At 53.7% G+C, this 14,598-nt stretch carries 13 protein-coding genes; 6 read left to right on the top strand and 7 right to left on the bottom strand.

What is annotated here, in order from left to right:
- The first annotated feature begins 109 nt into the window (after positions 1–109).
- Entirely contained in the window at positions 110–709 is a 600-nt protein-coding gene (locus ABLO27_RS17435; protein WP_353034258.1) for an FMN-dependent NADH-azoreductase, read from the top strand.
- 43 nt (positions 710–752) lie between these two features.
- Here the strand turns inward: ABLO27_RS17435 and ABLO27_RS17430 are convergent, their stop codons facing one another.
- Together ABLO27_RS17430 and ABLO27_RS17425 are read right to left on the bottom strand one after the other, a co-directional pair.
- Positions 753–1,574: an alpha/beta hydrolase gene (locus tag ABLO27_RS17430; protein WP_353034257.1), complete on the bottom strand. Its 822-nt coding sequence runs from the start codon at positions 1,572–1,574 to the stop codon at positions 753–755.
- Between the two features lie 570 nt (positions 1,575–2,144).
- The gene (locus ABLO27_RS17425) at positions 2,145–2,450 is read right to left on the bottom strand and encodes a hypothetical protein (protein ID WP_353034255.1); all 306 of its coding nucleotides are present in this window, start codon (positions 2,448–2,450) and stop codon (positions 2,145–2,147) included.
- 142 nt (positions 2,451–2,592) lie between these two features.
- On the opposite strand from ABLO27_RS17425, the gene ABLO27_RS17420 reads away from it, so the two are divergent.
- Positions 2,593–3,738, top strand: coding sequence for a DUF2336 domain-containing protein (locus tag ABLO27_RS17420; protein ID WP_353034254.1), 1,146 nt, complete (start codon positions 2,593–2,595; stop codon positions 3,736–3,738).
- Positions 3,739–3,753: 15 nt separating this feature from the next.
- Here the strand turns inward: ABLO27_RS17420 and ABLO27_RS17415 are convergent, their stop codons facing one another.
- Positions 3,754–4,380 (bottom strand): LysE family translocator, encoded by a 627-nt coding sequence (locus tag ABLO27_RS17415; RefSeq protein ID WP_353034253.1) that lies wholly within the window; start codon positions 4,378–4,380, stop codon positions 3,754–3,756.
- A gap of 97 nt (positions 4,381–4,477) precedes the next feature.
- On the opposite strand from ABLO27_RS17415, the gene ABLO27_RS17410 reads away from it, so the two are divergent.
- Positions 4,478–5,239 (top strand): extensin family protein, encoded by a 762-nt coding sequence (locus ABLO27_RS17410; protein ID WP_353034251.1) that lies wholly within the window; start codon positions 4,478–4,480, stop codon positions 5,237–5,239.
- Positions 5,240–5,406: 167 nt separating this feature from the next.
- Here ABLO27_RS17410 and ABLO27_RS17405 read toward each other — a convergent pair whose 3' ends face one another.
- Positions 5,407–5,859, bottom strand: a complete 453-nt coding sequence (locus ABLO27_RS17405; RefSeq protein WP_353034249.1) for a BA14K family protein — start codon at positions 5,857–5,859, stop codon at positions 5,407–5,409.
- Positions 5,860–6,046: 187 nt separating this feature from the next.
- Here ABLO27_RS17405 and ABLO27_RS17400 point away from each other — a divergent pair, with 187 nt between their 5' ends.
- Together ABLO27_RS17400 and ABLO27_RS17395 are read left to right on the top strand one after the other, a co-directional pair.
- Entirely contained in the window at positions 6,047–6,823 is a 777-nt protein-coding gene (locus ABLO27_RS17400; RefSeq protein ID WP_353034247.1) for a HugZ family protein, read from the top strand.
- Positions 6,824–7,169: 346 nt separating this feature from the next.
- A complete protein-coding gene (locus ABLO27_RS17395) occupies positions 7,170–7,811 on the top strand; it encodes a DUF1062 domain-containing protein (protein WP_353034245.1) in 642 nt (213 codons plus the stop codon).
- A gap of 6 nt (positions 7,812–7,817) precedes the next feature.
- On the opposite strand, the gene ABLO27_RS17390 is transcribed toward ABLO27_RS17395, so the two are convergent.
- Both ABLO27_RS17390 and ABLO27_RS17385 read right to left on the bottom strand, forming a co-directional pair.
- Positions 7,818–8,714: a diguanylate cyclase gene (locus ABLO27_RS17390; RefSeq protein WP_353034243.1), complete on the bottom strand. Its 897-nt coding sequence runs from the start codon at positions 8,712–8,714 to the stop codon at positions 7,818–7,820.
- Positions 8,715–9,029: 315 nt separating this feature from the next.
- Positions 9,030–12,614 (bottom strand): hydantoinase B/oxoprolinase family protein, encoded by a 3,585-nt coding sequence (locus ABLO27_RS17385; protein WP_353034242.1) that lies wholly within the window; start codon positions 12,612–12,614, stop codon positions 9,030–9,032.
- A gap of 201 nt (positions 12,615–12,815) precedes the next feature.
- On the opposite strand from ABLO27_RS17385, the gene ABLO27_RS17380 reads away from it, so the two are divergent.
- Positions 12,816–13,061, top strand: coding sequence for a hypothetical protein (locus ABLO27_RS17380; protein WP_353034241.1), 246 nt, complete (start codon positions 12,816–12,818; stop codon positions 13,059–13,061).
- Here the strand turns inward: ABLO27_RS17380 and ABLO27_RS17375 are convergent.
- Positions 13,054–14,532 (bottom strand): glycosyltransferase family 39 protein, encoded by a 1,479-nt coding sequence (locus ABLO27_RS17375; protein WP_353034239.1) that lies wholly within the window; start codon positions 14,530–14,532, stop codon positions 13,054–13,056. The two genes, ABLO27_RS17380 and ABLO27_RS17375, sit on opposite strands and share 8 nt — an antisense overlap.
- Positions 14,533–14,598 lie beyond the last annotated feature (66 nt).

The raw sequence follows: 14,598 nt of genomic DNA, 5'->3' as shown, positions 1-14,598 counted from the left end.
ACACTCTGTTCACTAAAATATACCTAGTTGGGAGTTTTTCTCCATACTATCTGTGAAAATGTGAACGGAAGAGGCCGTGAATGATCGGCAGATAGATGGAGTCCCCCCAATGAGTACCCTTGCAAAAACGATCCTGCATATTGACGCGTCGGCACGAAAATCCGGTTCGGTAACACGCGAGCTGACTGAAGTCCTCGTTTCAATACTGGCAGATAAAGTGTCTGGCTCAAAAGTCTTGAAGCGGGACGTATCTCAAGGGTTGCCGTTTCTGGATGAAGAATGGGTAGGAGCAAACTTTACCGATCCCGAGGAGCGCAGTGAACTGCAAAAAGAAAAGCTTGCTCTTTCAGATATGCTCGTCAGGGAGCTCAAGGCGGCCGATGCGATTGTGATCGGAACTCCAATCTACAATTTTTCGGTTCCAGCAACCCTTAAGGCCTGGATAGATTTGGTTGCCCGTACGCGTGAAACCTTCCGTTATACCGAGGCAGGGCCAGTCGGTCTTCTGGAAGGGAAAAAGGCTTATATGGTCGTCGCTTCCGGTGGGACCAAAGTGGGATCGGAAATCGACTATGCGGCCAATTATCTGAAACATGTGCTTGGCTTTATCGGCATAACCGATGTGGTGATCGTGGCAGCAGATCAGTTGATGTCGGATCCATCCAACCGGGAAACCGCCTTGACCAAAACGTTGGAGCTTGCCGCTTGAACAAGGAGATGGTGTGGTGCCGGGTGAAGGTCCGGCACCGATGTTAGTTTCTTCGATGCATCCACTTCAACACGGGGCTGCGCTGATAGGAAAGCAATCTCGACACCGTGTAGTGATTAAGCCCGGGTAGCACCCACAGATCGTTATGAAACCCAGAGCTTTCTAGTTCCTGGCTGTATCTGCGAGATTGTGAAACAAACTCCTCGGTTTCCTCACTGCCGACGGCAACAAGTATTTCGACCGGTCCTTTCAGAAGTTCGGGCCGGGCATTCAGGCTGGAAACGTCGGCATCACTCAAGTGAAGATCCCGGTTGAGGAAGGATCGTTTCATCGGCCCCAGATCATAGAGGCCGCTAAGCAGAACCGCTTTTTTGATGCCACTGCCTTCAGGCCAATCCTCTTCGAGAATTTTGGCAGCGAGAAACGCGCCAACCGAGTGCCCGCAAAGAACAAGTCGATCAGGATCTCCGTTCCATTGGCGAATATTGTCTTTGATCCACTGGAAAGACTTAAGTACTTGTCTGTTGATGTCAGACACTTTCACTAGCGGCGCGAGGTCATAGTTGACCAAAACGACTGTGTAACCGAGTTTCACCAATGGTTGTGCAATGTAGCGGTATTGTCGCTTGTCGAGTGCGCGAAAATACCCTCCATGAATAAACATGAAGACCGGCGAGCCGGCTTTCATAGCCGGGAAAATGTCCACCATCTGCCCCGAGCTGTCACCATAGCTAACGTCAAGCTGACACTTTTGAATACGCTGGACGAAATGACTTTGAACCACGTTCTTGAGAAGATGAAGTCGAGCGATGGGATGTCTTTTTCTCAGATTGAATTGCTCGTCAAATTCAGCCGTTTCGTCCAAGTTCAATCTCCATCTTTTTGAGGTAACCGGCAAACTGGTGGCGACAGGAAATATCGGCATGCATGTCGCCGACTAAGGATCCCATCGTATCTAACGACGTAATACCTCACTTCCCGGGAACGTCACGATGGAGAAAAATTCTTCTCCAGAATTCAATGCTGCCCGATGGCGAAGCGATTATTGCATTTTGGAGGAGAGACGGAGATGCAGTGCCTTTTGGGTCCTGACCACTTGCAGGTTTAGGTCTTCCTGCGCTGGGATCCGAATAAATGATTGGGCGAAACCGCAGAGACAGTTGGATCACTCAGTTTCGTCCGATCTGCATGCTTGTGCAATCGAGAATTGCGTTGATTGACTTGCAAGTGCAATTGTTTGCTCAACAAGCAGAGCAATTGCAGTTGGTTTCAGTGCTAAAGACTGACCGTTGACTTCAGACGATACACAAGCCACTGCCGGCCGACACCTTCTGGTGCGGCGGGCTTTCGATGTGGCTATCTCTTTATGTAAAAACCGGTTCAAGAGTCCGCTTTCGTGCCAGCGGCCTCTAACCACATGCAAATTTGAGGTTGGTTAAATGACACCAACCACGATTGCAGCCAAAAATGCAAAGGCTGCGAGGAAGGCAATCACATTCAGGTTTCGTACAATAGTCATCTGTCCGCTCCCGATTACCTCTATTTGACCGCTGGATACTAAGACACGGATTCGAGGAAGCGAAGCAAAAAATGTGCTGCAATGCAATGTGGCAATACGTCCGATGGTTGTGCGCGTTGGTGAAAAATTAAGTAAGGCATTGATAGAGAACGAGGCTCGTTCTTGTTCTTCTGGAGGTGTGAAAATCACCAATGAAGCCATAAAAAAAATCGATGCCCCCATTTAGAGGGCTAATTCTGGTCATATTGACCGGCTTCGACACAATTGCCTGAAATCTGAGCAAACTCTCAACAGCATCAGTAGCGTAATGTTAAGAGACGTTTGATAGCCTGTACATTAACGCGATCTGCGCGTCGGAGAGTTGATGTTTAATCTTGCAAAGCTAGCTGACCTGGCAAGGGATTCCAGTCCATCGGGCCGAAAGGGCCTGATCAAGACGCTTACGGATCTTTTCGTCGGTGCTGGTGATGATCGGGATGAACAGATCAGTTTGCTCTTTGGCGACATCGTTCTGAAAGTTCTTGGGCAGCTTGAAGAAGAAACGCGCATGATCCTGGCCAAGAGGGTTTGTCACGAAGACGACGCCCCGCGCGAGCTGATGGTCAAGTTGGCAAAGGACAAGATATCCGTGGCGGGGCCGGTTCTGGAACATTCCCAGGCGCTGACATCGCAGGATCTCGTCGAAATTGCTTCGACGGCTTCAATGGCGCATCTGGGGGCCATTGCCGGAAGAAAGACAGTAGACAAGGCCGTAACGACAGTGCTTGTCGATCGTGGTGACTCGATGGTTCTGACCAAGGTTGCCGGTAACAAGGGAGCAGAGTTCGAGGAAGCTTCTTTCCTGAAATTGGTTGAAAAAGCGCGCTCCGACGAAGCCATTCAGGCTGCGCTTATCAAAAGAACCGATCTTCCGGAAAAGGCTGCCAGTGATCTGGTGCCGTTTTTGTCCGAAGAACTCCGGGCCAGGGTTGGTGCACTTGGTGCCGACAACACACTCGTTCAATTGTTGGCCGAACGCGCGGCAACAGAAGTTGCGGCAAGAGCTCAGAAGCTTGAAGACGCGCGGGAAGAGACCAACGCGCTGATCAAGGATGTCATCAACAAGAAGGCAAAGATTGACGAGGCAGTCACCATGTTTGCCCGCGCTGACCGGACAGCGGAACTTGGAATGCTTCTGGCCAAGCTAAGCGGTCTGCCTCCTGCCGCCGTGTCGCAACTTCTTTTCAGCACGAGCGACAAGCCCTTGATCATCCTTTGCAAGGCGAACGGCGTTACGTCGGATGCCTACAAGGACATTCTAACGATGCGGGCGAGGCGTTTGCGTTTGGGAGGCCTCGAGCTCAATGCAGCCATTCAACGCTACTCCGCATTGGGCGAAGAGGGCGCGCGCAGATCTCTTGAAACATTGAAAAAGTCTGGTGCAACATTCGGCTTGAAAACGATTGGCGATGAGGCGGCGCAGGAAGAAACGCGGCCCAAGAAGAATGTTCCCTTTGCTGCGAGCCGGTAACGGCTACAGTCAGATTTAAGCGGTCGAACGCTGCAAGGTTGCTGTCATGGCAGCCGCGGAGATGAGAAAACCACCTCCAACCTTGTTCACAAGCCTTAGCAACGACGGACTTCTCAGCTTCTGGCCGATCGCCGCAGCTGTAAGCGCATAGACGGCTGCATTGAGAATACCAAGAACAACAAAAGTCGAGCCGAGAAGGACGAGCTGTGGGGCGACAGCAGCTTGCGGCGCTATGAAATGCGGCAGAAAAGCCATGAAGAAGACGATGCCCTTGGGATTGAGCGACGTAACTACGTAGGCATGCCAAAAAATCTTGTTTGCAGGGACGGCCGCGACTTGGTGCATGCCGAGAGCCGTCGGGCGGCTCCGCCACATCTTGACACCAAGCCAGACAAGGTATGCGGCGCCTACCCACTTGAGCACTGTAAATGCCGTTGCTGATGCCGCCAGAATTGCCCCCAGTCCCAAGAGAGAAGCGGTGGCGGCAGTAGCATCTCCCAATCCGACACCCATGACACTGGCAAAGGCTGATTTTCTTCCCTGGGTCAGCGCGTAACTCACTACAAGCATTATTGTTGGTCCGGGAATTGCCAACACAATCAATGTGGCGATCACATACGCGAAATAGAGTTCAAGTGTCATTGGACAGTCCGAATTGAGAATGCGAAACCATAGACGGCGCGCGACGAATATTCAATTATCCGTGGTCTTGGGAGTGTGATCCAGTCTGGGGAAATGGATGCTCAAAGCTGGTTTTTTGTCGTGCGTGCTATCCATCATCGGATTGCTAATCCCATCTTCTGTTTCTTCTGAGCCGATCCCTTCAGCCAAACCGGTGCAGTTGGCCGACAGGCCCGGATTTCTTGAAGGGGTTGATATCCCTCCCGGAAAACCGGCGATTTTCGTTCCATCGATATCCGGCAAAAAAACTGACAAAACCGCTCGAGCTGATTGTGAAATAGAGGGATTGATTTTCAGGAAGGTGCCATCTCTAGACGGAACGAACGATGGTGATGCTGCATGTGGCATAGCCAATCCGGTTGTGGTGTCAGGAGTGAACGACGGAGCGGGGGGCACCGCATTTCGAATGTCGGCGACAGTGAGTTGCGAATTTGCTCAAGTTCTCGCGGGTTGGATTTTGAAAGATGTTCTGCCTGAAGCGAAGAGGCGCCTGGGTAGCCCCGTGGAACGCCTGGGAAGTGGGCCCGGTTACCAATGTCGAAGGCGGAACAACAAGCCTGATGGCAAGTTGTCCGAGCATGCGCTGGGCAATGCAATAGACTTTTCCGAATTTCAGCTAACCGACGGAACCTTGATTTCGGTCGAAAAAGATTGGGGAACCGAATCTCCCAAAGGGAAGTTCCTGACGGCCATTCACAAATCTGCTTGCGAGCGTTTCACGACTGTCCTCGGTCCGGATGCGGATCCAAATCACAAATCGCATTTTCATCTCGACACTGGGTGTCACGGAAAAGACTGCTCCTATCTGATCTGCCAGTGAACTGGCGCGAAAGTGCAGGTGTCACTCTGTCGTGAGGATTGGGAGATATTCCGCAGTCTGCGGTGCAAATGAAGGCGGCAACGGCAGGCGGCCAGTTCGGCTGACCTGTTGCCAGTTGCCGCAAGTTTACGGGGCTTGATCGCGGTCTTCTGGATCAAGGTCTGCAGTTACTGACAGAACCTCTGCACGCCGCTATAGGTCGTGTATGTGCCAGTGGATGGATTAAAAGATCGGTATTTTGAGGAACAGTACTGGTACCAGGCGGGACTCCAGGGCTGGTAGCCGACTGCACCGTGAACCCGCCCGGGATAGGGGGCAGGCGGATATGCTGGCGCCGGTGGGTAATAGGTTGCCGGCGGGCCGGCATAGCTGGGTTGACTGGTTGCGCCCAGCAAGATGGCTCCTGCGGCAAGTCCGATGATACCGGCAGCTACGGCCGCACCTGCGTTGTTGTTGCTCTTGTGACGTTTGTGTTTGTGATGTTTGCCGTGATGATGGTGGTGACCGCCGCGATGATCCCGCCAGCCGTGTCTGGACCCCGCTTCTGCGGTTGCGATTGTCGGCAGGATAAGGACGCCTGAGAGGGCGGTGGCAACGAGGCGTTTGCTCAAGGTGTTCATGGTTGTCTCTCCAATGGCCCGCGCCGATTTACCGTGGCGGCGTAGCTGATGGAGGGACAATGGCACGGGGGGGCTGAACCGGTTCTGATATGCCCGTTCATCTGACGTTCAGAATTCTGTTGTGGGGTTGACCCCGGTCAAGGCAACAAGTTGCTTTGACCGATAGCAATCTGATCAGGAGGTCGCTGTGAATACGAAAGACGAAGGTGCACAAGAACCAAAATCAGTGATCCGCCCGACTGATGATCAGGCACGCCGGATGGCGAAGGGTCTGGTGCGATCTGCGAGATTTGGAGCTTTGGCTGCCATCGAGACCGATACCGGACACCCGTTGGCGAGCCGGGTAGCGGTCGCCACCGATCTCGATGGGGCACCAGTCGTATTGACCAGTTTGCTGTCAGGTCACACGTCTGCCATTCGCAACAATCCTTTCTGCTCCCTGCTGGTTGGAGAACCCGGCAAGGGGGACCCACTCGCTCACCCCAGAGTTTCGTTGCTCTGTAGCGCTGTCCCGATAGAGCGTGGGAGCTCTACTCATGAGCGCCTCAAGCGCCGATATCTGGCTCGCCATCCCAAGGCGGAACTCTATGTTGATTTTGGCGATTTTGCATTTTTCCGACTGGAGGCGAGTAGGGCCAGTCTGAACGGAGGATTTGGCAAAGCCTTTGAATTGCAACACGAAGATCTTCTTGCACGTGTCGATGATCTTGAAAGCTGGTCCGAAATGGAGGCTGGTGCCGTTTCGCACATGAATGAAGATCATCGCGATGCCGTTAAACTCTATGCAGAAGTCCTGTGTGGCGGCGAAAGTGCCAATTGGAGACTCGCTTGCCTGGATCCAGAGGGAATCGACCTGGCATCAGGCGATAGAGTTGAACGACTTTGGTTTGCCGAACCGTTGAGCAAGCCCAGTGACGTTCGCCCCACCTTGGTCGCTCTGGCCCTTCAGGCGCGCAACGGGTAGGCCAGCCACTCGCTGCATCCGACTAATTGCAGTCAACCGTTGCAAACCTGCACTTGTCCTGACTTTCGTGTTTTGTTACACCGTGAGATCTTTTTCAATCAGGACGATTGTTTTGCCTACGCTCTGACCGGTCTTCGAATTCGCCTTTGCTCTCAATAGGGCATGTATTGACTTGTTCGTCATGTGGCGGATCGGGACCGGTGTGGCTTGGCCAGACCGTATCTGACATTTCCGATACGCTACACCACTTCCAAATTTACCAGCCTCATCGAGGGTCCGTGGTTTCAACCACAGGACTGTCCTGACCGTCTGTTGGCGAACTTCCCCGACAAGGAAGACCAGCAGAATGTCGTCTTACGTTAACGTTTTCTGGACCATCGCTAGTACGAAAACCCCTTCTATCAATCGCCCATGTGGCCGCTGCGGAGTTGTCAGGCCCTTTAGTTCCACAGGCAAGTTCAGGCTGAATGCCAACGGCAGCCGCCTTGATGCCTGGCTGATATACAGGTGCCTGCAATGCCAAAAGCGCTGGAACCGCACTGTGTTCGAGCGAAAGCCGGTGGGTTCGATACCTGCGGATCAGCTTCTGGCACTTCAGGAAAACGACACGCGGTTTGCGGCAGAAGTGGCGCGACAGTGCAGTCAGTCAAGCAGTGCAACAGGTCCGGAAGGTGAGTTGCGGATCATGGCAGAGACCCGTCCGCCACATCAGCACTTGTCCGAGGGAGAGGGGATCAAGCTCACGGTTCGCAATCCATCGTGTTGTCGTGCGAGACTGGACCAGATCCTTGCGAAGGGGTTGGGACTGTCACGAAAAGATGTTGTGGACCTGTTCAAGGCAGGTGAAATCTGTGTTGTCGGTGGCGGGAAAAAGGCTCTTAAGCGCCCCGTTCCTGATAGTATTGAGCTTATTGTGCAAGGCTCAGGTTTGTTGTTCCGTGTCGATATCCGGGCGAGGCTGATGGCCCCCGCAATGCTTCCGGGTTGAGGGCATTCAGTCGGCAGCGACTTTCGGGTCAAAACAGACCTTGTTGCGGCCGGCATGCTTGGCATCATACATGGCTGCGTCTGCAGCATTAACTGCTTTGCTGACCTGTTCTTCCGCGTCAAGCGCAGCGACGCCAAATGAAGCGGTGATCGAGAAACTTGTTCCGTTGGGAGCATCGAAGCTGATCTGTTCTACGGCCTTTCGCAGCCGTTCGGCTACTCTCGTCACGGTCATGACGTCGGCGTTGCTGATGCACAGCAAGAACTCTTCGCCTCCATATCGGAAGAACAGATCATCTGCGCGGATGTTGTCTCTCACGGCAACCGCAAATTCTTTAAGAACCGTATCGCCAAGTTCATGGCCATGAATGTCATTGACTGACTTGAAGTGATCGAGGTCAATCATGATGACCCATGCTGGATGATTGCGTTCCCTGGCCTGAGTTTGCCGCTCTTCCAGGCGCGAAAACATCAAGGTCCGATTTTCGGCTCCCGTCAAAGGATCCAGTGCGGTAATGGATGCCACGAGGTTGTCGTAAGTTGCTTCGATCAGTCCGATGAACTCTTCCGAGGCCTCAAGAAAGCTGTCGTAAATCGTTTCCTCGATTTTTTGACCTTGCTGATCCATCTTTACGATCGCGCGCGCCAGGTCGTGGACATTCTTATGCCGTGTGACCAGATCGGCGTAAGTTTCGTCTTCAAGGTCGAGTTCCCTGGCACGCGTTGCCAACCAGTTTCCAAGGGTGCAATGCAGATGGGCGTCTTGCGCCACCATTTCCTCAGACGGCTCAAGGCCGCAAATCAAGACCTTGTTCAAACGGTATGCCCAGGCGCGATGACTGTTGAGCATTGCGTCCAGTTCCTGGGCCGTTTCAGCCTGTTTCTTCGCTTGTAAAGGTATCATCAATTACCAACCTGTCAGTTCAAGCAAAAGAAGTCTTCCCTAAAGAGAGGGTAAATTACATGGCAGATGATGGGCAATATTCTATGGAATTAGACTGTGGATTGTCTTGAAATTGTGCCGTGCAGAGTTCAGTGATTTGCTGCCCCAAGATGTTTTGGGTGTGCACTCAATAGTTGCAAGGTTTGAGGGTGAGGCTTTGTATGGTGAGGATCCTGCTGATTGGTCGGGGCATGGTGACCGATGTCGTGCAGTCGCTTGTTCATAAAAAAAACGGCCGCTTACGAAGCGGCCGTTGGGTTTCTATCGGAGGTTAGATCAGCCTTGACCCCAGCCACCAGCCGTCGGCGTTATGACCGTGACCGCTTCGCCAGCTTCCAAAACAGTCTGATCGCATCCCTCAAGTTGTTGAACGGTGCCATCCAGGCGGCGCACTTCCGTACGGCCAAGTTCGCCATCGCGACCACCTTCCATGCCTTTGGGTGTAATGGTCCGGTGGGACGCCAGGATCGCGCAGTCCATTTTCTCCAGGAACCGGAGCGTACGTCTTGTGCCGTCGCCCGCTGACCAGTTGCCCTTACCGCCCGAACCCTTGCGGATATGGAAATCCTCCAAGAGTACAGGGAAACGGAATTCAAGCACCTCCGGATCGGTCAGGCGCGAATTGGTCATGTGCGTATGCACACCATCAGTCCCGTTGAAACCCGGTCCGGCGGGTGAGCCAGAGCAGATGGTTTCATAGTACTGATAAGTGTCATTGCCGAATGTCAGGTTGTTCATTGTGCCCTGTGCATTCGCCATGGCTCCAAGTGCTGCAAACACAGCATTGGTGACGTGTTGCGAGGTTTCGACGTTTCCGGCCACAACGGCAGCCGGATATGATGGGCGGAGCATGCAATCGTCCGGAATGATGATGTTGATAGGCTTGAGACATCCCGCATTCATCGGAATGTCGCCTTCCACCATCACACGGAAGCAATACAGGATTGCCGCCCGGGTCACCGGTTCTGGCGCATTGAAATTGTTCGGTTTCACTCCGGACGTGCCAGTGAAGTCGACCGTAGCTTCCCGTTTTTCCTTGTCTACCGAGATCTTGACCTTGATCACCGACCCCTGGTCGGTCGGGTACTCGTACTCGGAATCCTTGAGCGCTTCGATCACGCGGCGGACGCTTTCCTCCGCATTGTCCTGAACATGTCCCATGTAAGCCTGAACCACGTCCAGGCCGAAATGAGCGACCATTTTGCGCAGTTCCTGAATGCCTTTTTCGTTCGCTGCGATTTGCGCGGAAAGGTCGGCAACGTTCTGATGAGGATTGCGGGCAGGGTAGCGGTGATTGGTCAACAGTTCGACCAACTCCGCCTCGCAGAAGTGACCCTGATCGACGATCTTGAAGTTGTCGAAAATAACGCCTTCCTCATCGACGTTCGTTGCACGTGGCGTCATCGAACCGGGAGCCGAGCCGCCAACATCTGCATGGTGACCACGAGACGCAGACCAGAACAGAATGTCCTTGCCCTCGTCGTCGAAAACCGGAGACACAACCGTAATGTCCGGCAGGTGCGTGCCGCCGTTGTAAGGTGCATTCAATGCAAACACGTCGCCCGGTTTTATCTTGCCTTCATTGAGCTTGATGATGGTTTCGACGGAGCGGTCCATCGATCCAAGGTGAACAGGCATGTGCGGGGCATTCGCAACCAAAGCGCCATCCGCATCAAAGACGGCACAGGAAAAGTCGAGCCTTTCCTTGATGTTGACCGAGTAGGCGGTGTTTTGAAGCGTCACGCCCATCTGTTCTGCGATGGACATGAAAAGGTTGTTGAACACCTCCAGCATGACCGGGTCTGCATGTGTGCCGATGGCATCTGCCCGCCTCAACGGCACAATGCGTTTCAAGATCACGTGATCCTTTGCGTTGATCTCCGCTTGCCATCCGTCTTCGACTGCGATTGTGGCATGAGGTTCGATGATGACGGCAGGTCCCGTGACCTTCATCCCCGGTTTCAAGGTCTCTCTTTTGTAGATGCCGGCTTCATGCCAGACACCCTCGGAGTAGAGGCGTGTTGACTTTGCTGAAGAGGGCGTTTGCGAAAGCAGGCTGAGGTCGGGTTCCGTCAGGCCAGCGCCGCCGCCGGCGGTTTCAACCTCAAGTGCTTCGACCACAACAGGCTTGTTATCGTAGGCAAAGCCGAACTGCTTCTTGTGCGCCTCTTCGAACGCTTCGCGCATTTCAGCGACACTGCCGAGCGGAACGGGAAGGGGAGTGTCCGTCCCGTCATACCTCAGATGAGCGGTTGCCGTGGTTCGGCGGGCGTTTGCCGGAATGGCCTGCCTGTCGAGTTCTGCTTCCGTCAACCCAGCCAGTTGATCGCGAAGGGAAGCGAGTTCCGGCAACAACTCCTCTGTCAGCGTCTTTACAACGGCCTGCTGGCGATCGGCGCGGATATCCGCCAGCCCCATGCCGTAGGCGGACAGGATACCGGAGAACGGGTGAAGAATAACGGTCTTCATGCCCAGGCTGTCTGCGACGCGGCAACCCGTCTGGCCGCCCGCACCTCCAAAGCAGGTGAGGGCGTATTCGGTGACGTCGTATCCACGCTGAACGGAGATTTTCTTGATGGCGTTCGCCATGTTCTCGACAGCAATTTTCAGGAAGCCATCGGCAACTTCTTCCGCAGAGCGGCGATCACCGATTTCGGCTGCAAGATCCGAGAACTTCTGCCGTACCACTTCGCCATCGAGAGGCTGATCCTGATTGGGGCCGAAAATCTTCGGGAAGAACTCAGGGGCGAGCTTTCCGGTCATCAGATTGGCATCGGTTACCGTCAGAGGACCACCGCGCCGATAGCAGGCCGGACCAGGATTTGCGCCTGCAGAATCGGGACCAACCTGAAAACGGCCGTCGGCATAATGCAGAATGGAACCGCCGCCAGCCGCGACTGTGTGGATCATCATCATTGGTGCGCGCATGCGCACGCCGGCTACTTCCGTTTCGAATGCCCGCTCATAATCACCGTCGAAGTGACACACATCTGTCGAAGTCCCGCCCATGTCAAAGCCGATGATCTTGTCATAGCCTGCCATGCGTGATGTTTCGACCGCGCCGACGACGCCACCAGCCGGTCCGGACAGAATTGCGTCTTTTCCCTGAAATAGATCTGCGGCAGTCAATCCGCCCGACGATTGCATGAACATCAGGCGCGGACCGGCTCCCAGCTCCTCCTGAACCTGATCTACGTAGCGGCGCAAGATTGGCGAAAGATAGGCATCAACGACTGTTGTGTCGCCGCGCCCGACAAGTTTCATCAGAGGAGAGACTTCATGAGAAACGGAGATTTGCGGAAAGCCGATCTCTTCAGCGATTTTCTTAAGTGACTGCTCGTGTCCCGGAAAAGCATAAGCATGCATCAGAACAATCGCGATTGATCTGATCCCAGCTTCCCAGGCTTCTTGCATATGCGAACGAGCCTGGTCTTCATCAAGCGCAATTTCTACAGTGCCGTTGGCTTGCACGCGCTCGGAAATTTCGTGAACGCTCTCATAAAGCAGCTCCGGCTTGATGATCTCCTTGGCAAAGATCTTGGGGCGTGCCTGATATCCAATTTCGAGAGCGTCACGGAATCCCTTCGTGATGAAAAGTGCCGTACGTTCGCCTTTTCGTTCCAGCAGTGCATTGGTGGCAACCGTTGTGCCCATCTTGACGGTTGCAACCTTTTCAGACGGAATCGGTGCACCCTTTTCGACGCCCAGCAGTTCGCGAATTCCCTGGATAGCGGCATCGCGATATGCTTCTGGGTTCTCCGACAACACCTTGTGCGGATGAAGCGTTCCGTCAGGTGATCGTCCAACGATATCTGTGAAGGTGCCGCCCCGGTCGATCCAAAAGTCCCACTTCTCCGTCATGACTGTCCCCTTCGGTTTTGCCGGGTTGAATTCTTCAATATCAGATGGGCGAAATCGTGTGATTTCGGCTGTGATTGGATTTATGTTGACATTTTATCGATAAATTGTCGATGAAAAATTTGACGAAAGGCATACAGACCCCTTTTGTCCTTTCAATTCAGGACCATATGAGGTGAAGGGTTCAGGCAGGTTGGGGGCGGTATGGATTCGAGAACTTCAAACGGGAAGAACCGTAGAACAACGAAAAGAGTTGCGTCATTTGCATCGGACGCAGTCGGCTTTGTGTTCGATCTCTTTTTCTCGGACTTTTGGATTGTGATTGCGGTCCTGCTCCTGGCCTTGGTTGTTACCGCGGTGCTTGCTGGTGTCTTGCTGGAGCTACTTGTCGGGCTTTCCGTGATTTTTGTCGGCGGCGTCATGTTCCTGTTGGTTTCCGCGCTCACCTGATTATTTCGGCTTCCTTCAATGCACTGGCGTTGAGCAACTTGAGACCGCTTGCTCCCCAGCCAAAGTTCTGCGCAACAAGGCCGGTCTCATCAACGCCGAAAGCGTCCTGCGCCCGTCCCGTCTCCTGTGCGTTGCTATGAACGATCAGCAGCCACTGGCGGTTTGTGGGAAGAGTTCGCGCCAGATTTCGAAGGTCTTCCAGCTTGTTAGCGGTTGAAAAATCTTCTGATCCACGCAGGTAATAGGAAAGCGCCGGCGCGGCAAATCCCTTGTAGAGAACGAGATGATCATCCGGGGCACGTTTGCTTTCATACTCTGCCACGACGTCACGCCATTCGGGTCGAACCTTGTGGGAAAGCGTAAATGTCAGTTCCGGATAGGTAAGAACCAGTGCTGCTGCCACAAGGGCGAGCGGGGCTAATCTGGGGAGAAGGCGATTTGCGCCTTCAGAAGCAAGCAAAAGCAAGCCTGGCCAGGCGGCGATCAGGTAACGGTCAAAGAGAATTGGCTGAACCAGAACCGAATAAAGGTAGGCGAGTATCACAGGGCCGGCGCTGTAGGTGAGGATGACCAGCAAAGAGCGCCGTTGCCAATTGCTTTCTTTTTCCACTTCCGCTTTTCGCAGCAACGCCCGGGCAAGGGCAAAAACTGCCAGGCCAGCAAGAGCAAGCAGGAGAGCAAGGGAACCTGAGATATTGAAGGCCATGCCTTTCAGAAAAGCAGCATCAGGAAAGGCAATCCAGAATCCGGTTTCGGCAACAGATCGTGCTCGAATTGTCAAAATGACGAGCCATGGAAGAAAAGCGATCCCGCTCATCGCCATGCCAAGGCACGCGCGAAAGGCATTCGATTGGCCGAGACGGCGCGTGCGAACAGCATCGATCACCACAAAGAGCGCGCATGTGAGGCCTACAGCGAGAAATCCGAGAACGGCGTAGATGTGACTATAGAGAAACAGCGTTCCGCTGAGGGCGAGCACGCCAAGCCAGCTTGCCGATGGGTTTTTCAGCACCCTTAGCAGCGAAAGCAGGAAGGCAAGCCCGGTAGCGGCCAAAAGCGCATACATGCGGGCTTCGGTGGAATACCAGATGTGAAAGGGTGAAATCGCCAGAAGGGCGGCTGCCAGCAATCCGACAGGATTGCCACCGATCATCCTGCCGATGAGATAAGTGAACCACACCGCAAGAACCCCCAGCATAGCCGAGGGAACACGAAGGGAAGTTTCACTGTCTCCTATCACCGGCATTGTCAGCCAGAGAACAATGTTGTGAAGCGGTGGGTAATTGTCTTGGGCGACAGCCGACAAGAGAGCACGCAGCGATCCGTTGGACTGAGTCCAGCTTACCGCCTCGTCGTACCATAGGCTTGTTCTGTCCAGATCATGGAACCGGAGCGCGGCCGCTGCCAGCAATATGGCTATCAGGAGGATTGGAAACTTGCTCGTCCGATTTTCTTGCCCGATCTGCTGCAAACAGAACCATCCTTTCTGAAATGGGGAGCGTGAACGCTAACCAATCCTTCTGTCTGAGGGAAGATC

The organism is Roseibium sp. SCP15 (assembly GCF_040329435.1).
Classification (GTDB): Bacteria; Pseudomonadota; Alphaproteobacteria; order Rhizobiales; family Stappiaceae; genus Roseibium.
The sequence above is the reverse complement of the archived record's forward strand: the minus strand, read 5'-3'. Positions and strand labels throughout refer to the sequence as shown.